We start from the raw sequence: 18,393 nt of genomic DNA, 5'->3' as shown, positions 1-18,393 counted from the left end.
AGCTGCGACAGGAAGGACGCCTGGTGAACTACAAGCGCGTGGAGCGGTTGTATCGCGAGCAGCAGCTACAAGTCCGGCGCCGCAAGCGCAAGAAGGTACCGGTTGGCGAGCGTCAGCCGCTGCTGCGGCCAGCGCAGGCCAACCAGGTGTGGTCGATGGACTTCGTGTTCGACCGCTCCGCCGACGGCCGAGTGATCAAGTGTCTGGTGATCGTGGACGACGCAACGCACGAAGCGGTCGCCATCGAGGTGGAACGCGCGATCTCCGGGCACGGGGTTGCGCGCGTGCTGGATCGGTTGGCACACAGTCGCGGCCTGCCGCAGGTGATCCGCACCGACAACGGCAAGGAGTTTTGCGGCAAAGCGATGGTTGCCTGGGCGCATGACCGGGGTGTGCAGCTACGGCTCATCCAGCCGGGCAAACCAAACCAGAACGCCTACGTCGAATCGTTCAACGGCCGGCTGCGCGACGAATGCCTCAACGAGCACTGGTTCCCGACGTTGCTGCATGCGCGCACCGAGATCGAACGCTGGCGACGCGAATACAACGAGGACCGACCCAAGAAAGCAATTGGCGGCATGACGCCGTCCGCTTATGCCCAACATCTGGCAAACACCGATATCATCAACCCCGGACTCTAAACCCGACCGCTACTCAGGGCGGGGGGACGTCGCGTCGCATGTCGCATAATCGCAATGGCGGCGTAGGACCCAAGAAACAATAAGATGGCGGTCCTTGGGTTAGGGAAGGTCTGATCAACTCTCCACAGATGCGCGACACTACCGCCTCATGTAGAGGATTCATCCATGCAACTGACGTTCGGTGACGCTGAGGGCCTGGGCAAGCGCAAGCAGACCCGGCGCGAGATCTTTCTGGCCGAGATGGAGCAGGTGGTTCCGTGGCAGCAACTGCTCGGGCTGATCGCGCCGCACTATCCGGTGTCGGGGCGGCCAGGGCGGCAGCCGTACGCCCTGGCGACGATGTTGCGGATTCATCTGCTGCAGCAGTGGTATGCGTTGAGCGATCCGGCGATGGAAGAAGCGCTGCACGAGATTCCGACCTTACGGCGATTTGCCCAGCTCGGCGGGTTGGACGACATTCCCGACGAGACCACGATTCTCAACTTTCGGCGCCTGCTGGAGACCCATGGCCTTGCCGGGCGGATGCTGGAAGCGGTCAACGCGCATCTGGCGCGCAAAGGCCAGAGCCTGCGGTCAGGCACGATCGTCGATGCGACGCTGATCGCCGCACCCAGTTCGACCAAGAACGCCGATCACGCGCGCGACCCTGAGATGCATCAGACCAGGAAGGGCAATCAGTGGTATTTCGGGATGAAGGCGCACATCGGCGTCGATGAGTTTTCCGGGCTGGTGCACCATGTCCATTGCACAGCGGCCAATGTCGCCGATGTCACGGTGATGCATAGGTTGCTGCATGGCAAAGAAGACAGCGTGTTCGGCGACAGCGGCTACACCGGTGCAGACAAACGCGAAGAATTGCAGGACTGCGAAGCAGCATTCTTCATCGCCGCCAGGCCCTCGACGATCCAAGCCATCGGCAACAAACGCGAGCGTGCTCAGGAACAGCGTTGGGAACGCTTCAAGGCCAGCGTGCGCGCGAAGGTGGAGCATCCGTTCCGGGTGATCAAGCGCCAGTTCGGCTATACCAAGGTCCGCTATCGCGGATTGGCCAAGAACACGGCACAGGTGCTGACCTTGTTTGCACTGTCAAACCTGTGGATGAAGCGAAAGCAGTTACTGCCGGCTATGGGGAGCATGCGCCTATAAACCGGGGAATTCCCACGGAAAGCGCCATAAACGGCGAGAAATCCGAAGCTCCAAACGCAACTCTCCGGAACGATGCCACCTTCCGCCTTGTCAGGCATCGTTGTTCAGACCTTCCTTAGGTAACAGTCTTTCCCGACTAAATAGACCGATTTGCTTTTGGGCGTCCATTGAGTTGTGATAGATGGCTAACGCTTGAATTAAGCCGAGTTGCGAAGCAACTCGGCTTGAATGAGTTGTTAGGCAGTAAGTGGCCGCAAAGGTTGGATGGTGCAACCATGCTCTCCAGCACTGCCGCCTGGACCAAGTGTGCCACAGCTTGCGGGATAGAGCTTGTCCAGCGATGCAGCGGCGCGTGATGCCATAGAAGCCAAGCGCACCGAACGCGGCATGGGAACGACTTGCCAAGGAGAAGTACCAAACTTACCGCAACCAGCAACGGTGATGACTACTGTCCGAAGCCAACCGCATGCACGCCTGCGAACTCACCGAAGCGGCGACCACCAATGCATTTGCTCCACCACGGCCTAACGCCTGAATTAAGCCGAGTTGCGAAGCAACTTCGGCTTAAATGATTTGTTAGGCGGCTGATCCATTAATGGACGCCGCTGGGCGGACCGATGAGGGAGTCAATTCCCTCATCCCGAATAGTGCGCAACGCCTCGTCGAGTGCGGCCTGGTCCGTTGCGAATAGGTCATCCCAAACGGTGGAGTTGTTGAACTCATCAACAGCCTCAAGGGTCCAGTCGGTGTCGAGCCCGCGATAGATCTCTAGGCGAACAGTGCGGCCATCGGTCGTGACGGAGCGGCATAGGGGCGATGTAACAAGCTGATAGTTGTCCATGAAAAGTCTCAGTTGCGATTGTCTCTGTTCATCTGCCTAACGTCTGAATTTAGCCGAACCGCGAAGCGGTTTCTGCTTGAATGAATTGTTAGGCCATTGGTCGGGAGCCCATGGTCTGATGCAGCAGAACGAACGACTCACGAGCGCGTACAAGTCCCAGCCTTACCTCAGTGATGGAGTTCTCAGGCTTGTCCATGAAGAAGGCAATGTCATCGGGTGACGCAATCATGCTCTCCAACACTTGAAGTTGTGTCCCTGCAATTAGTGGATTTGCAATCTTTCCGTAGCTGAGAGAGTCCGCGACGCTCTTAAGGCAAACTGCGATAACGTGAACCTTTTCCGCCGCGTCATAGCCGGCGCTGGATGAAACAAAGTCTGCCTTTGCTTTTACAGCTGCGGCCAGCACCTCCACGGCGTTGATGCTCTTGCGGTATTGCCAGAAGTTCCAGAGATAGCGTGCGACCGATAGTGCGACCGCGCAAACAGCGACTGTCCCTATGAACTCAAGCATTTCGTCCCCCCGCGAAGATGTGTCCGCGGAGTATCTTCTATCGCTGGCGCTTTGTGAATGGGAGAAATCCTAGCCGCGATCACGGGATTACGCGACGGCAGGCGGACTCTACCTTTGCGCGGCTTCTAGTTTTATCCAGCAAGGACACAGGCGTAGAAATACACCCCCTTAAACAATGGCGTAAACGCATGTCCGCCGACGCAGTTGCTCTATCAAGTGCACGACCGCTTGCGCGTTCGGCACTACAGCCTGCGCACCGAGCAGGCGTGTCTCAGTTGGACACCGCGCTTCATCCTGGCCAGCGGCTCTCTACCGCAACGTATTGCGTATCGATCGGCATCACATGTCGACGAGATCCCTAGTGTTCAAGATCTTGAGTAGTGGCGTCATAGTGCACAACCGTGCACTCACGACATACGACGCCAGAAACGACAAAACCGCGCAATGCGCGGTTTTGTCGTGATCGAAGATCGATGCGCGATCAAGGACGACGCGCCAGCGCCTCCACGTCCTTGGCCTTGGGCAGCAGATCCTGCTTGGTCACCGCAAACGGTCCGATGCTCAGCATCGGCACCGCCACGATCACCGAGGAGATCACCACGATCACCGCGCCGATCATGTGCGTCTCGGCCAGGCCTTCCATCGACTCGCCGCCGTAAATGTACAACGCCATCGCCGACAGGAAGAACATCACCGCGGTGATCACCGTGCGCGACAGCGTCTGGTTGATCGAGCGGTTGAGCACTTCCAGCGGCTCCACGCGCAGGGCGCGGAAGTTCTCGCGCACACGGTCGAACACCACGATGATGTCGTTGATGGCAAAGCCCATCACCGACAGCAGGCCGGCCAGCACGGTCAGGTCGAACTCGCGCCCGGTCAGCGACACGAAGGCCACCGTGACCAACAGGTCGAACAGCGCGGTCAGGCTGGCCACCACCGCAAACTTCCACTCGAAGCGGAACGCGATGTAGATCAGAAAGCCCACCAGCATGAACACGGTGGCGTAGACACCGTTCAAGGCCAGGTCCTTGCCGACCTGCGGGCCGACGAATTCGCCCGGCTGCACGGTGGCGGGGTTCTGCGGGGTGCTGACGGCCTTGCGCACTTCTTCGGCGACGGTGCTTGCGGCATCGTCGCGGTTGTTGTGCTGCTCACGCGCCTGCAGGCGGATCATCACTTCGTTGCCGCCGCGTGCGTTCTGCACCTGGGCGTTTTCAAAGCCGGCCTTGGACAGTTGCTCGCGCACCTGGTCCACGTCCACGGTCTTCTGGAAGGAGGTCTGCACCAGCGTGCCGCCGGTGAATTCCAGTGCGTAATTGAAGCCCTTGCCGACGATGACGCCGACCGAGGCGACCGCGATCACCAGCATCAGGATCAGCACCGGCTTGCGCAGGCGCATGAAGTCGATCTTGGTGTCGTTGGGAATGAGATGAAGCGGGAACAGTTTCATGAAAAGAGCTTCCGTTAGACGACCGCACCGTCAAGGCCCGGCCGCTTGCGCAGGGATTCCTGCCGCGGCGTTGCGCAAAGGCGCGCGCCGCAGCAGGACTCGCATCTCAGATGGCCACAGACTTGAGCTTCTTGCGGCGGCCATAGATCAGAACCGCCAATGCACGCGAAACCGTGATCGCAGTGAACATCGAGGCAAAAATACCGATCATCATGGTCAACGCAAAACCGCGCAGCGGCCCGGTGCCGAAGGCATACAAGGCCACCGCTACGATCAGGCCGGTGAGGTTGGCGTCCAGAATGGTGCCGCCGGCCTTTTCGTAACCGGCCGCAATCGCCGATTTGGCCGGCACACCCAGGCGCAACTCTTCGCGGATACGCTCGTTGATCAACACGTTGGCGTCCACCGACAGGCCCACCGACAACGCCAGACCGGCAAACCCCGGCAGCGTCATGGTGGCGCCGAACAACGACATCACCGCCACCACGATCAGCAGGTTGAACAGCAGCGCCACCGAGGTGATCGCGCCGAACACGCGGTAATAGATGGTGAAGAACACCAGCGTGAATAGGAACGAATAGATCACCGCGGTGACGCCCCGCTCCACGTTCTCCGCACCCAGGCTCGGGCCGATCACGTATTCCTCGACGAAATCCATCGGTGCGGCCAGCGAGCCGGACTTGAGCAGCTTGGCCAGATTCTCGGCCTCCACCTTCTCAAGACCGGTGGTCTGGAAGTTCTTGCCGAACACACCCGCAATGCGGGTTGGCGACAGGGCCTCTTCCTTGACCCGCACGCTGCGCACTTCCTTGCCGTCGACCATGGTCACGGTGGGAATGCGTTCGATATAGACCACCGACATCAGCTTGCCGACGTTGGCGCTGGTGTAATCGAGCATGCGCTGGCCGGCCACGTTGTTGAGCGTCACTGCCACCGCGGGCATGCCGTTCTGGTCGGTGCTGACGCTGGCGCTGACCATCTGGTCACCGGTCACCAGCGCGCGCTTGTTGAGCAGCACCGGCGCGCCGCTGTCACGCACGCGGTAGACCTTGGCTTCCGGCGGGATGGTGCCGCTGCGCACGGCGTCTTCGGCATTGCCTTCGACCACGGCGCGGAATTCCAGCGAGGCGGTGGCGCCGATCAGGCGCTTGGCCTCGGCCGTGTCCTGCAGACCGGGCAGTTCGACCACGATGCGGTCTTCGCCCTGGCGCTGGATGGTGGGCTCGGACACGCCCAGCGCATTGACGCGGTTACGCAAGGTAGTGAGGTTCTGCTCGATCGCACCGCTGGCGATCTGCTTGAGTTCGGCCTCCGGCACCTTGACCGAGATGGTCTGGCCGCTGACGTCGTAGGTCAGCGTGGGCTGCGACTTGGCCAACGCGGTCCGTGCGGCATCGGCGCTGGCGCCCTCGCCCAACGAGACCTGGATGCTGTTGTCGCCACGACGCTCGACCGAGCGATAGGCAATGCGGCCATCGCGCAGCGTGGTGCGGATGTCCTCGGCAAAGCCCTCCAGACGCTTTTCCAGCGCGGCTTTCTGATCGACCTGCATGGCGAAGTGCACGCCGCCCACCAGGTCCAGACCCAGCACCATCGGCCGGCCGCCCAGCTTGGCCAGCCAGTCCGGCACGGTGGAGGCCAGGTTCAGCGCCACGGTGTAGTTCTCGCCCAGTTGCTGGCGCAGCACATCGTTGGCACGGGTCTGCGCCTGCAGGTTGGGCAGGCGCACCATCAGGCTCTCGCCTTCCTTGGTCACCGCCTTGGGGGTGATGCCGGCGGTCTTGAGTTCGGCATCGATGCGGCTGCGCAACGCGTCGTCGAGCTGCGCGCCATGACTGGCAGTGATCTGCACCGACGGGTCTTTCTGGTAGATGTTGGGCAGCGCATACAGCGCGCTGACCGCCAGCACCAGCAGGATCAGGAAATACTTCCAGCGAGGAAATTCGAGCATTGCGACAGTCCCGCGCTGCACCATCCCGGCGCCGCGCCTAGCAGTGAGAACGACTTCAAGCGGCCGATACAGCGTCGCGAGCGGTCATCCGGTGGATGCGAGCAGTGCGCGGAGCCGGCACGCCGGTGAGGCGCAGAACGGCTTCGTGCACCGACTGCGCCCGCCTGATGGTGCGCGCAGCTGTGGTGTTGCAGGTAGTGCGGTGCAGCGAGGTGGTGCGCAGCGGTTGCAGGCATCGGCAGCGCGGCGAGCCGCAAGTGTACGAGCGGTCCCTGCCGTTTTCGAGCAGCGGCCAGCCGCGCCGGCCGGTGCCCTCGGTGCCGACGGCGCGACTCAGCTGGCCGACTTCAGCGTGCCCTTGGGCAGCACATGGCCCACGGCGCTCTTCTGCACGCGGATGCGTACGTTGTCGGCCACCTCGATGCTGATGAAGTTGTCGCCGATGTCGGTGATCACGCCGGCAACGCCGCCGGAGGTGATGACCTCGTCGCCACGTGCCAGCTTGTCCAGCAGCGACTTGTGCTCCTTCTGACGCTTCATCTGCGGGCGGATCATCAGGAAGTACATGACCGCAATCAGGATGATCGGCAGCGCGAAGGTGGACAGGCCACCCATCGGGCCGGCTGCCGGCGCGCCACCGGTGGCTTGCGCCTGGGCGACGGGGATCAGGAAATCGAGCAAATTCATTCAGTGCATCCTAGTTTGGTGCCAGCGCGCCCACGGGCCCACTCGCTATTCAGGTACCGCCAGGGCGGAACAGCCGGGAATTATGCCATGCAGGTTCCAACGCGTCCGCGCCAGGGTGCGGGCGGCAGGGTTCAGCTGGTTTCCCCCGGCAACGGCGGCGTGGTGGCGCCGCGTGCCGCATAGAAGGACCGCCGGAACTGCACAAAGGTTCCCGAGGCGATCGCCGCGCGCATGTCGGCCATCAGCTTTTCGTAGTACCACAGGTTGTGCAGCGTGCCCAGCATCGGCGCCAGCATCTCGTTGCAGCGGTCCAGATGGCGCAGGTAGGCGCGCGTATAGCCGCTGCTGCAGGCATGGCAGCCGCAGCCCGGCTCGATGGTGTCCAGGTCGCGCTCGTACTTGGCGTTACGGATGCGCACGGTACCGAACGAAGTGAAATAGTGGCCGTTGCGTGCGTTGCGGGTGGGCATGACGCAGTCGAACATGTCCACGCCGCGGGCCACGCCTTCGACCAGGTCTTCCGGCCGGCCCACGCCCATCAGGTAGCGCGGGCGGTCGGCCGGCAGCTGCGGGTGCAGGTGTTCGAGCATGGCATTGCGCTCGTGCTCGGGCTCGCCCACCGCCAGCCCGCCGATCGCGTAGCCATCGAAGCCGATGGCGTGCAGGCCGTCCAGCGAACGGCTGCGCAGGTCCGGATGCACCCCGCCCTGCACGATGCCGAACAGCGCGGCATCGTTGCTCAGCCCGTCGTGCGCCTCGCGCGAGCGCTGCGCCCAGCGCAGGCTCAGCTCCATCGAGCGCCGCGCCACCTCCTCGGTGGCCGGGTATGGCGTGCACTCGTCGAAGATCATCACGATGTCCGAATCGAGCACCTTCTGAATCTTCATGCTCTCCTCGGGGCCCAGGAACACCCGCGCACCGTCGGTGGGCGAGGAAAAGGTCACGCCCTGCTCGGTGATCTTGCGGCGATGCGCCAGCGAAAACACCTGGAAACCGCCGGAATCGGTAAGGATCGGCCCGTCCCAGCGCGCAAACCCGTGCAGCCCGCCGTGGTCGCCGATCACCTCCAGGCCCGGGCGCAGATACAGGTGGAAGGTATTGCCCAGGATGATCTCCGCCCCCAGCGCGCGGATCTGCTCGGGCAGGATGCCCTTGACCGACCCATAGGTGCCCACCGGCATGAACGCCGGGGTTTCCACCGTGCCGCGCGGAAAGGTCAGGCGCCCACGCCGGGCATGGCCGTCGGTGGTCTGGAGCTGGAACTGGAGTCGGGACATTGAAAGGCCGGGATTTGAAATTCGGGATTTGGGATTGGCAAGAGCGGCTGCGGCGGTGGGCGGAAGGCCGCGGCAACGTGCGAGCCCGCTCACTTGATGTTTGATAGCCGTGTCGATATGGCGCTGGCTGTGCGTTGAGACTTGGGAAATCTGCAGCGAGTTTGGCGGAAGCGGAAAGCGCAGCAAACCTCCGCTTTTACGAATCCCCACTCCCGAATCCCCAATCCCTGCCCCACAGCAACATCGCATCGCCATACGAAAAGAAGCGATAGCGCTGGGCGATGGCGTGCTGGTAGGCGGCGAAGATGCGCTCGCGGCCGGCGAAGGCGGAGACCATCATCATCAGGGTGCTTTCGGGCAGGTGGAAATTGGTGACCATCGCATCGACGCTGCGGATGCGGTAGCCGGGCAGGATGAAGATCTGGGTTTCGCCGGCGAATGGCAGCAGTTCGCCGTCCGGGGCCGCATCTGTCTTGCGCCAGGCGCTTTCCAGCGAACGCACGACGGTGGTGCCCACCGCGATGACGCGGCCGCCGCGCTCACGCGTGCGGCGCACCTGCTCCACCAGCGCGGCACCGACGTTGAGCCACTCTTTATGCATCACGTGCTGCTCGAGCGCATCCACGCGCACCGGCTGGAAGGTGCCGGCGCCCACGTGCAAGGTGACGTGGCCGAACTCCACCCCGCGCGCGCGCAGGCGTGCCAGCAGCGCCTCGTCGAAATGCAGGCCGGCGGTGGGCGCGGCGACCGCACCGACTTCGCGCGCGAACACGGTCTGGTAGCGCTCGCGGTCTTCGATGCCCGGCTCGCGGCGGATGTAGGGCGGCAGCGGCAGGCGGCCGGCCTCCAGCAGCCAGTGTTCCAGCGGGGTCGGGATCTCGAAGCGCAGCAGATAGAACTCGCCGTCGCGCCCGAGCACCTCGGCCTGCCCGCCGGCATCCAGCGCGATCAGGCTGCCGGCCTTGGGCGATTTGCTGGCGCCGATCTGCACCCGCGCCTCGCGCTCGCCCAGCAGGCGCTCGATCAGGATCTCCACCCGCCCGCCGCTGGCCTTCTGCCCGAACAACCGCGCAGGAATGACCCGGGTGTCGTTGAAGATCAGCAGGTCACCGGGCTGCAGCAGCTCCGGCAGATCGCGCACCTGGCGGTCGCTGAAGGCCTCCGGCGCCGGCGGCACCACCAGCAGGCGGCTGGCCGCGCGCTCGGCAAGCGGCGCCTGGGCGATCAGTTCGTCGGGCAGGTCGTAATGGAAATCGGACTTCTTCAAGGCCGCAGGATTGGTTGGCAGAGGAGCCGGGCATTGTAACTGCGGCCGGGATTGGGGATTGGGGATTGGGGATTGGGGATTGGGGATTCGGGATTTGGGATTTGGGATTCGCAGTGAGGCAGGGATTGGAAATTGGGGATTGGCAAAAGCAGGATCCGCTAGCCGGAACGTGTACGACACAAGCCTGCCCGCTTTTACGAATCCCCAATCCCCAATGCCAAATCCCGGCTCCCCTCACCGCTCAAACTTGGTCGACAAAATGATCGAACTGGTCGTGCGCTCCACCCCGTCGATCGCGCCGATGGCGTCGGTGAGCACGTCCATCTCGTTGACCCCGCCCACCACCCCCAGGGCGATCAGGTCGTAGGCGCCGCTGACCGAATGCAGCAGGCGCACCTCAGGGATGTCGCGCAGCGCCTTGACCACGGCCGGCATCTTCTTGGGCAGCACGGTGATCAGGATGTGCGCGCGGATGCGGCCCTGCTCGTAGTCGTCATGGGTGCGCACGGTGTAGCCGCTGATCACGCCGTCGCGTTCGAGCTTTTCGATGCGGCTCTGCACCGTGGTGCGCGAGAGCCCGAGCCGGCGCGCGATCTGCGCGGTGGAGGCGCGCGCGTCCTCGCGCAGCAGCGATAACAGGCGTTCGTCGGATGGGGTGATCTTCACTATGCGCATTCGTTTCGGCGAATCGCCGAAAATACCGCACTTCCTGCCCAGATTCACGCTGCCAAACGCCGATCTTCTGCCGATAATAGAAGAACAACGCCACCTTGCAGGAGATGCGCCATGTCCGTCCTCGCCCCGCTCGCCCCGCTGCGTGCCCATGCCGGCCGCCGCCTGACCGATGGCCTGGACGATGCCGCCATCGTGCGCCTGGCTGCCAACCACCCCGACCTGCAACACGCCATCACTGCGGCAGCCGCCGAATACGCGCTGGTGCGCGATGAGGCCGCCGACCTGCTGGACCTGGACGAAGACGCCCAAATCGGCGCGGTGCAGGACGGCTTCATCAACTTCTACGCCGACGATGCGGTGACGCCTTACGTGGCGCTGGCCGCCCGCGGGCCGTGGGTGGTCACGCTCAAGGGCGCGGTGCTTTACGACGCTGGCGGCTACGGCATGCTTGGCTTCGGCCACACGCCGGCGCCGGTGCTGGAAGCCATGGCGCGCCCGCAGGTGATGGCCAATGTGATGACGCCCAGCCTGGCGCAGCGCCGGCTCGACCGCGCCCTGCGCGCCGAGATCGGCCACAGCCGCGGCGGCTGCCCGTTCGCACGCTTCATGTGCCTCAACTCCGGCTCCGAAGCGGTGGGCCTGGCCGCACGCATCGTGGATACCAACGCCAAGCTGCACACCGACCCGGGCGCGCGGCATGCCGGCGCCACCATCAAGCGCCTGGTGGTCAAGGGCAGCTTCCACGGCCGCACCGATCGCCCCGGCCTGTATTCCGACTCCAGCCGCAAGACCTACAGCAAATATCTGGCCAGCTATCGCGACGAGGACTCGGTGATTGCGATTGCGCCCTACGATGTGGCCGCGTTGCAACGCGCCTTCGACGAGGCGGCGCGCAATCACTGGTTCATCGAAGCGGTGTTCCTGGAACCGGTGATGGGCGAAGGCGACCCGGGGCGTGCGCTGCCGGCCGAGTTCTATGCCGCCGCGCGTGCGCTCACACGCGCGCACGGCAGCCTGCTGCTGGTGGATTCCATCCAGGCCGGCCTGCGCGCGCATGGCGTGCTGTCGGTGGTGGACTACCCGGGCTTCGAGCAGCTGGACCCGCCGGATCTGGAAACCTATTCCAAGGCGCTCAACGCCGCGCAATACCCGCTGTCGGTGCTGGCAGTGACCGAGCACGCCGCGCAGGTGTACCGCAAGGGCACCTACGGCAACACCATGACCACCAACCCGCGTGCGCTGGACGTGGCCTGCGCCACGCTGGCCTTGTTCACTCCGCAGGTGCGCGACAACATCCGCACCCGCGGCGCGCAGGCGATTGCCAAGCTGCAGGCCCTGCAATCGGAGCTGGGCGGCCTGATCACCAAGGTCCAGGGCACCGGCTTGCTGTTCTCGTGTGAGCTGGCGCCGCAGTTCAAGTGTTACGGCGCCGGCTCCACCGAAGAGTGGTTGCGCCACCGCGGCGTCAACGTGATCCACGGCGGCGAGAATTCGCTGCGCTTCACCCCGCATTTTGCGATGGACGAAGAAGAACTGGACCTGCTGGTCGGCCTGATCGCACGGGCATTGAAGGAAGGCCCGCGCCAGACCCAGGCCGAGGCCGCCTGAGCCGGGCGGGTGCGCATCGGCTGCGGCGCAGTCGATGCGGGCCTGGTGGTAACGCGCCTGCCCCGCCCGGTGGGTGTGACGCGGGTTGAAGCGTTTGGTTTGGGTGACCAGCTGATTTCGATCGTGCTGGCAGCGCCAGTCGGGGCAGTGCAGCCCGATCGGCCATCGCGCATCGCAGCGTGATGGCAAGCTGCACTGCGAAGTACATGACGTCCGCGTCCTTTCGCGCGACTGAATACCACAGCGCCAGACCCAAGGCGTTGCCCCGTCGGCCGCCGCTCAGATCGGCACTGCACTCAACTTGCGCCGCAGATAATTGGTCACCGCGCGCCGTGGCGATTTTCCCCGCCACGACGCCCAGCACAGATGCGAGCCCACCGCGGCCTTGCCGCCACGATGACCCAGGCCGAACCAGGTGCGGTCCGGGTGGAACGCATCGCGCGGCGGAAACACGATGCCCGCAAACTGTGCAGCGTGCGCGTTGTAGAAACGCGTCAACCCGCGCGGCCCGGAAATCATCGGAATCTGCCGGTGGTCCTCCAGCGTTTCCGGCGCATACACGTTGAAGATGTGCTCGATGAACGCGCGCCAGAACGGATGGCCCGCTTCGGAGCCGAACACGGCATTGCCGATCTTGAAGTCGTCGTGACCCGGAACGCCTTCTTCGATCGGCAACACGCACTGCTGCGACAGCACGTCCGCAGCCAGCGGACGCAACAGTTTGTAATCGGTATCGAAGTAAAACCCGCCGTGCGCATGCATATAGGCACAGCGCGCAATATCGGCCTTCATCACGCCGAAGCGGATGCGCTCGTAACGCTCGGCAAACTCCGGGAATGCACGCCGCATCAGTTCCGAATTATCGGCATCGTCCCAGAGGTAGCACGTCCATCCAGGCAGCAGGCGCTGCAAACGGTCGCAAATCCTGCGCTCCTCCCATAGCAGATGCTTGGTCGGTGCGGTCAGGTGAAAGAGCGGGGGAATCATGGGCACGGCTCGGTGGGGCTGGGGGAACCGGACCCTGCGCCGTGGCACCGCATTGCAGGGCGCCACGGACACGAGTTCGGCGCACCCACCGTAGCCGCATTATCAATGTGACGTAATTCGCATTTTTCGATAGGACACCCGCGCGTTATTCGAAGAATCTATGCGCGCGCGAAGGTTCCTCACAATGCCCTCATTCACCACGACGATTCGCCCGAATAATCGTCGCGTTGTCATCTTTACGTCACTCCCAGCACCGATCCGCCCGCCCTTTCAAGGTCGCCTCGCGCGGGCACGTGCGTGGGGCGATACGTCCTTGCACATGCTCGATCAACCGCTTTGCACCCTGTGCATCGCGTTGCAATTCGAATGCGTCGTACAAGCGGCCTGTGGCGGTGCGCGATTCGTACACCAGGCGCTGCCTGTCCAGTCGAAGCACCTGATACAACTGGGTGTCTTCACCCACCGGCCGCATGGTCTTGCGCGCCATGTCCGAGAGGCGGTACTGCTTGGGCCCGGCCACCGACACCACGAATACCGGCGTCGCCTGCCCCGGCTGGTCGCCGCGCCGGCCGTAGGTGTGGTCATGGCCTTGCAGCACCAGATCCACCTTGTGCCGGCGAATCACCGGCAAAACCTGCTCCACCAGTTTTTCGTTCTCGCGATCGGCACGCGGCGAGAAGAACGGCTGGTGGATGAGCACGATCGACCACGGATGCGGGTTGTCGGCCAATACCTTGTCCAGCCACTGCGCCTGCGCCGGGCCGGTGCCCAGATCCAGCACCGAGGTGCCATCGAGCACGGCAATGCGCACGCCCTGGTAATCGAACCAGTAGCTGGTGCGCGCGGTGGCCGAGGGCCCGTTATGCGGCAATGCAAAGGTCACCGGCCAATGGTTGCCCAGGGTGCGGGTCGCCTGCGGAGACTCGTCGCCTTCCTCGTGATACTCGTGGTTGCCCGGCGCCGGCGCCACCGCGGTGCCTTCGAGCAGCCAGCGCCCGGCTTCGAACCATTCCGCCCACTCGTTGTCGTCCTGGCCGTCCTTGCCGCTGACCAGGTCGCCGGCGAACAACGTAAGCCGCGCGTCCGGCGCCGAGCGCCATGCCTGGCGGATCACCCGCGAGACCAGGCTGAGGTTCTTGTTCTGGGTATCGCCGAAATACAGCAGCGTCAGCGGGGCGTCCGGCGTGGCAGCGGTACGGAACTGATTCCAGGCGCCCCAGGTGTCGTGGCCCTGCACGCGATAGGCATACAGTGTGTCCGGCGTGAGCCCGGCGATCTCGGCCCGGTGATGGTGCGAGCTGCCATTTTCGCTGGCCAGCGTCGCCGTGGTGGCACGGATGCGCCGCGGCGTGCCCAGGTCGGGCGAATCGCCGGCAACCACCAGTTCCAGCCAGGGCTGGCTGACGCTGGCATCGGTGCGCCAGGCCACCGCAAACCCGGTGCCCGCATCCTGCGCCGGCGTGGCGACGATGCGGTCGGGAAAGCCGTCGGCCACATAGTGGGTGGAGCCGGCCGGCACCTGCGTGTTCGGCTCGGCAGCGTGCTCGGCCGCACATACCTGGCCAGCGGCCAGCGCAAGCACCGACACCACCACGGACAGCACCCTGCGTGGGGCGTTCATGGCGCGCAGTCCTTCAGCCGCAAGGTGCGCGCGATGTCGCGCCAATCGAAGGCCGCCACCGCCTGGTCGTCGTGCAGCGCGTAGAACACGCCACCGGGAAAGCGCGCGTCGCCACGTTGGTCCAGCCACACACCGTCGGTGTTGGCAGTCACCCGGCCGGCGAAGGCGCCCACGTGCGCCAGCGTCTCGCGGTCGAACACCTGGAACACGCTGCGGTCCTTGAACTGATCGGTGGCGATCCAGTAACCGCTGCCGTCGGCGCATTGCAGCAAGGTCAGGCCTTCGGCCTGCGCCTTGAACAGCCCGGTGCCGACATTACGCCCGCGATAGCGCCCGTCCATGCCGTATTCGCGCAATTGGGTGCCGACGGCCACGTCCTCTTCGGCAATCATCAGCCGCGCATTGGCCTCGTCGCCGAAGACCGACTCGGCAATACGGATGGCACCGGCCTCGGTGGTATCGCCAAAGCTCTGCGTCAGCCGCGCCTGCCAGCCCTGCCCTGTCGCGTTCAGCTGATAGCGCCGGAAACGCTGGCCCAGCTCGGCCAGCGGCGGCGGCTGGTCCTTGTTGGCCGGCGACATGTAGTTGTCGCTGACCACCACCTCGTAGCCGCCGTCGTGCTTGCGCACCCACAGCCCGTAGGGCTCGCGCAGCGCATCCTGGCCGAACGCGGTCAGCGGCCTGAAATCCGGCAGCGAAAACACCTGCACGCGGCGGTTGTCGCGCTCCACCACGAACACCAGGTCATCCACCACCGAAATGCCGTTGGGGCGATCCAGCTTGCCCAGTGCCTTGCCCTTGCCGCCCACCACCCGCAGCCGCTTGCCGCTGTCGCCGTCGAACACCACCAGCGCATGCGTGGCCTTGGCGGTGGCGATCAACCAGCGGCTGCCATCGGGCGCACTCCAGCTGGCCGGCGAATCCAGATTGTCGGCCGGGGTCAGCGCGGTGATGAAGGCCTCCGGCACCACCTGGTGCGCCACCTTGGCCTCGCTGAGCAAGGGGTCTTTCAGCAATGCCTCGTCGGCTTCGCGGTCGGCCGGTGCGCTGGCGCAGGCGGTCAGCGCCAGCGCGCTGGCGAGCAGCGTGGTGTGGAGTAACGTTGTGTGGAGCCGCGCGCGCGTTGCGATCACAGTGCCACCTTCAGGCCGAGCGCGTAGGTGCGGCCGTACTCTTCGTTCTGCAGCGTGCGCGAGGGCACGCCCTGGTACAGCTCCAGCGGTTCGTCCAGCAGGTTCTGCGCTTCCAGATACAGGCTGACGTGGCTGTTGAATTGGTAGTTCATGCTGAAATCCAGCTGGGTATGCGGGGCGACATAGATATCGTACGCGCGGCTTTCGCCGATGGTGTCCAGGTACTCGCTGCGGTACACCGCCGCAACCCGCGCACTGAAGCCGTATTTTTCGTAGCCCAGGTGGCCGCTGTAGATGCGCTTGGACGAGCGCGGCAAGGTGAAGTCCTCGCCGGCGCGATCGCTCAGGCCGGGATCGAAGTCGCTGTCCAGCACGGTGGCGCTGGCGCCGACCAGCAGGCCGTTCCAGCCTTCGGGCAGGAAGTCCAGCGCCTGCTGCCAGTTGAATTCGGCGCCGCGCACCTTGGCGGTGTCGCCGTTGATCGAGCGCGTGACCTGCAGGTCGGGGAACTCGGCATCGTTGGTGCTGATGGTCTGCACGATGTAGTCGTCGATCGACTTGTCGAACACGCCCAGCGAGATCAGGCCGGTGCTGCCGATGTACTTTTCGAACGACAGGTCCAGGTTGGTGGAGCGATACGGATCGAGATCGGGGTTGCCGACGTTCACCTCGTTGTCGCCACGATTGATGCTCACGCGTGGGGAGACATCGCCGAACGCAGGCCGCGACAAGGTCTTGTTGGCGGCAAACCGCAGCACCCAGTCGTTGCCGGTATCGTAGCGCAGATGCAGGCCAGGCAGCACGTTGGTGTAGCTGCTGGAGGCTTCGCGCGGCGTCACCGTGGCGGTGCGGCCGTTCTCGGCCACGTCGACCTGGTTGCCGGTGGCGTCGAACTGGGTGTTTTCCACGCGCACACCGGCAATCGCGCGCAGCGCGCCGATGTCCCAGGTGCCCATCACATAGGTGGCGAACACGTCTTCGGTGGCCTTGTAGTCGTCCTGCAGCGAGGTCTGCAGATTGCCGCCGACATCCTGCGGGCGTGCGCTGTACAGATTGCCGGAGGTGTTCCAGTAACGGCGCATGCCGTCCGAGCCGATGCTTTCGCCCAGGGTGCCGCCACGGTGTTCCGGCGCGGCGGTGGTCCAGTCGCTCAGATCGATCGCCGGACCGCGACGCAGCTCGCTTTCGTCCACATTGACATCGCGCTCGCGCCAGCGGCCGAGCACCCCCATCTTCAGGCTGGAATGCTCGCCGTCGAAGCGCACGTTGATCTGCGCGCTGCGCTCGCTGTCGTCCACCCGCTTGGGCGCAAGCACGAAGCGGTCGAACACGAACTCCTGGTTGCTCTGCCAGCCGTTATCCGAAAACCCCAGGCGCGGGATGCCGCTGCGCTGGTCCACCGTAGCCGAGAGGTCGTCGCCGTCGTAATCGAAGTACGCCTCCATCTCGTCGTTCACCCGCTCGGTGGTCTTGGTGTAGCCGGCCTTGTAATCGATGGTGGCGCTGCTCAGGCGGTTCTCGCCACCGACGCTGATTGCGGTGTTGTCTTCCTTCTTGGTGCGGTAACGCACGCGCTTGGAAATGCTGTCGGCCGGCAGATCGGCCACGGTGTAGGTGCCATCGCCGTTGGCGCTCACCTGCCCATCGGCCAGGCCGAAGATGGTGCGCTGGCGCGTTTCGGCATCGTCGAAGCGGCTGTACAGCGTGCGCAGGTAATAGCGGTTGTCCGCGTCGGGGCGCCAGTCCAGATTGAGGTTGGCGCCCATGCGGGTCCGCTCGATGAAGTATTTGCGGCGCTGCACCTGGCCAGCGAACAGATCGTCAGCAGCGCCACCTTCGAAGCTGTCGTAGGCCACTTCGGTATTGTCCGATTCGAACTCGCGGTCCTGGTAGTTGACCCCCACCGCCACGCCGAAGGTGCCGCCGACAATATCGCTGTAGTTGAACGCGCCCTTGGGGCTGGTCTTGCCGGACAGCGACTGATGGCTGCCCTCGATCGAGCCGCGCAGCGTGCGCCCATCGCGGTCGAAGGCGGAGGTGGATTCGACCTGGATGGCGCCACCGATCGAATCGCCCGGCATGTCCGGGGTCGGCGACTTCACCACCTTCAGGCGCTCGGTGGAATCGGAGGGGATCACGTCCAGCGGCGTGGAACGCGTGCCGTCTTCGGGCGTGCCCATGTTCATGCCGTCGATGGTCACGCTGTTGAGCGCCGAATCCAGGCCGCGGATGACCACAAAACGCCCTTCGCCCTGGTCGCGGGTGACGCTGACACCGGGCAGGCGCTGCAAGGATTCTGCAACGTTCTTGTCGGGGTAACGCCCCAGCGCATCGGAGGCGACGGCGTCCTGGATGGCATCGGAGCCGCGCTTGAGGTCGACCGCGCGCTCCTGCGCTTCCTGTTGCGGGCGCACTTCCAGGCGTTCCAGATCGATGGCGGCTGCACCGCTGGCGGCACCGCCGGCGGCAACAGGCTCTGCCGCATGTGCCTGCGGGCCCCAGCCGGCGCTCGCCAGCGTCAGCGTGATCGCGAGACAGAGCGGAGTCTTGTTCGACACGAGTGCTTCCCCAATCGGTTAAGAATGGGTGTGCACACTA

The 18,393-nt window shown here is 64.4% G+C and carries 14 protein-coding genes and 1 pseudogene; 3 read left to right on the top strand and 12 right to left on the bottom strand.

Annotated elements, in window-relative coordinates; all coding sequences use genetic code 11:
* Window positions 1-641 (top strand): annotated as a pseudogene (locus tag OZ10_RS11175) (IS3-like element IS1389-B family transposase); the annotation flags it as partial.
* A gap of 165 nt (window positions 642-806) precedes the next feature.
* On the top strand, window positions 807-1,787 hold the full coding sequence (locus OZ10_RS11170; RefSeq protein WP_039564869.1) for an IS5 family transposase: 981 nt from the start codon (window positions 807-809) through the stop codon (window positions 1,785-1,787).
* A gap of 592 nt (window positions 1,788-2,379) precedes the next feature.
* On the opposite strand, the gene OZ10_RS11165 is transcribed toward OZ10_RS11170, so the two are convergent.
* The 8 genes from OZ10_RS11165 to OZ10_RS11130 all read right to left on the bottom strand — a co-directional run bounded on the left by OZ10_RS11165 (window position 2,380) and on the right by OZ10_RS11130 (window position 10,437).
* Window positions 2,380-2,628, bottom strand: a complete 249-nt coding sequence (locus OZ10_RS11165) for a hypothetical protein (RefSeq protein ID WP_011035590.1) — start codon at window positions 2,626-2,628, stop codon at window positions 2,380-2,382.
* Window positions 2,629-2,716: 88 nt separating this feature from the next.
* Window positions 2,717-3,139 carry a hypothetical protein gene (locus OZ10_RS11160; RefSeq protein ID WP_039412966.1) on the bottom strand — a complete coding sequence of 141 codons (423 nt, stop codon included), beginning with the start codon at window positions 3,137-3,139 and terminating at the stop codon, window positions 2,717-2,719.
* 481 nt (window positions 3,140-3,620) lie between these two features.
* Window positions 3,621-4,589, bottom strand: coding sequence for a protein translocase subunit SecF (gene secF / locus OZ10_RS11155; protein WP_039412963.1), 969 nt, complete (start codon window positions 4,587-4,589; stop codon window positions 3,621-3,623).
* A gap of 106 nt (window positions 4,590-4,695) precedes the next feature.
* Window positions 4,696-6,540: a protein translocase subunit SecD gene (gene secD / locus OZ10_RS11150; RefSeq protein ID WP_039412970.1), complete on the bottom strand. Its 1,845-nt coding sequence runs from the start codon at window positions 6,538-6,540 to the stop codon at window positions 4,696-4,698.
* A gap of 333 nt (window positions 6,541-6,873) precedes the next feature.
* On the bottom strand, window positions 6,874-7,227 hold the full coding sequence (gene yajC / locus OZ10_RS11145) for a preprotein translocase subunit YajC (RefSeq protein ID WP_039412960.1): 354 nt from the start codon (window positions 7,225-7,227) through the stop codon (window positions 6,874-6,876).
* Between the two features lie 131 nt (window positions 7,228-7,358).
* The gene (gene tgt / locus OZ10_RS11140) at window positions 7,359-8,504 is read right to left on the bottom strand and encodes a tRNA guanosine(34) transglycosylase Tgt (RefSeq protein WP_039564867.1); all 1,146 of its coding nucleotides are present in this window, start codon (window positions 8,502-8,504) and stop codon (window positions 7,359-7,361) included.
* A gap of 196 nt (window positions 8,505-8,700) precedes the next feature.
* Window positions 8,701-9,771: a tRNA preQ1(34) S-adenosylmethionine ribosyltransferase-isomerase QueA gene (gene queA, locus OZ10_RS11135; protein WP_039564865.1), complete on the bottom strand. Its 1,071-nt coding sequence runs from the start codon at window positions 9,769-9,771 to the stop codon at window positions 8,701-8,703.
* A 234-nt stretch (window positions 9,772-10,005) separates the two neighbouring features.
* Complete coding sequence (locus tag OZ10_RS11130; RefSeq protein ID WP_039412949.1) at window positions 10,006-10,437, bottom strand: Lrp/AsnC family transcriptional regulator; 432 nt, start codon at window positions 10,435-10,437, stop codon at window positions 10,006-10,008.
* A gap of 120 nt (window positions 10,438-10,557) precedes the next feature.
* Between OZ10_RS11130 and OZ10_RS11125 the strand changes: the two genes are divergently transcribed.
* Window positions 10,558-12,054 (top strand): aminotransferase class III-fold pyridoxal phosphate-dependent enzyme, encoded by a 1,497-nt coding sequence (locus OZ10_RS11125; protein WP_039412946.1) that lies wholly within the window; start codon window positions 10,558-10,560, stop codon window positions 12,052-12,054.
* A gap of 279 nt (window positions 12,055-12,333) precedes the next feature.
* Here the strand turns inward: OZ10_RS11125 and OZ10_RS11120 are convergent, their stop codons facing one another.
* From OZ10_RS11120 to OZ10_RS11105, 4 genes are all read right to left on the bottom strand, one after another.
* Window positions 12,334-13,041: a glycosyltransferase family 32 protein gene (locus OZ10_RS11120; protein ID WP_039564862.1), complete on the bottom strand. Its 708-nt coding sequence runs from the start codon at window positions 13,039-13,041 to the stop codon at window positions 12,334-12,336.
* 241 nt (window positions 13,042-13,282) lie between these two features.
* Window positions 13,283-14,662, bottom strand: coding sequence for a purple acid phosphatase family protein (locus OZ10_RS11115; protein ID WP_039564860.1), 1,380 nt, complete (start codon window positions 14,660-14,662; stop codon window positions 13,283-13,285).
* Window positions 14,659-15,795 carry a phytase gene (locus OZ10_RS11110; protein WP_039564859.1) on the bottom strand — a complete coding sequence of 379 codons (1,137 nt, stop codon included), beginning with the start codon at window positions 15,793-15,795 and terminating at the stop codon, window positions 14,659-14,661. Before OZ10_RS11110 ends, OZ10_RS11115 begins: the two co-directional genes overlap by 4 nt.
* Window positions 15,792-18,353: a TonB-dependent receptor gene (locus OZ10_RS11105; protein ID WP_039564857.1), complete on the bottom strand. Its 2,562-nt coding sequence runs from the start codon at window positions 18,351-18,353 to the stop codon at window positions 15,792-15,794. The genes OZ10_RS11110 and OZ10_RS11105 overlap by 4 nt, the downstream gene beginning before the upstream one ends.
* Between the last annotated feature and the right edge of the window lie 40 nt (window positions 18,354-18,393).

The sequence above is a fragment of the Xanthomonas cannabis pv. cannabis genome (assembly GCF_000802365.1).
GTDB classification, from domain to species: Bacteria; Pseudomonadota; Gammaproteobacteria; order Xanthomonadales; family Xanthomonadaceae; genus Xanthomonas; species Xanthomonas cannabis.
The sequence above is the reverse complement of the archived record's forward strand: the minus strand, read 5'-3'. Positions and strand labels throughout refer to the sequence as shown.

What these genes read in the sequence shown, in the direction of transcription:
- secD (WP_039412970.1), bottom strand. Translation starts at nt 6,540, where the DNA reads ATGCTCGAATTTCCTCGCTGGAAGTATTTCCTGATCCTGCTGGTGCTG.
- OZ10_RS11125 (WP_039412946.1), top strand. Translation starts at nt 10,558, where the DNA reads ATGTCCGTCCTCGCCCCGCTCGCCCCGCTGCGTGCCCATGCCGGCCGC.
- OZ10_RS11120 (WP_039564862.1), bottom strand. Translation starts at nt 13,041, where the DNA reads ATGATTCCCCCGCTCTTTCACCTGACCGCACCGACCAAGCATCTGCTA.
- yajC (WP_039412960.1), bottom strand. Translation starts at nt 7,227, where the DNA reads ATGAATTTGCTCGATTTCCTGATCCCCGTCGCCCAGGCGCAAGCCACC.
- OZ10_RS11115 (WP_039564860.1), bottom strand. Translation starts at nt 14,662, where the DNA reads ATGAACGCCCCACGCAGGGTGCTGTCCGTGGTGGTGTCGGTGCTTGCG.
- tgt (WP_039564867.1), bottom strand. Translation starts at nt 8,504, where the DNA reads ATGTCCCGACTCCAGTTCCAGCTCCAGACCACCGACGGCCATGCCCGG.
- OZ10_RS11165 (WP_011035590.1), bottom strand. Translation starts at nt 2,628, where the DNA reads ATGGACAACTATCAGCTTGTTACATCGCCCCTATGCCGCTCCGTCACG.
- OZ10_RS11170 (WP_039564869.1), top strand. Translation starts at nt 807, where the DNA reads ATGCAACTGACGTTCGGTGACGCTGAGGGCCTGGGCAAGCGCAAGCAG.
- secF (WP_039412963.1), bottom strand. Translation starts at nt 4,589, where the DNA reads ATGAAACTGTTCCCGCTTCATCTCATTCCCAACGACACCAAGATCGAC.
- OZ10_RS11160 (WP_039412966.1), bottom strand. Translation starts at nt 3,139, where the DNA reads ATGCTTGAGTTCATAGGGACAGTCGCTGTTTGCGCGGTCGCACTATCG.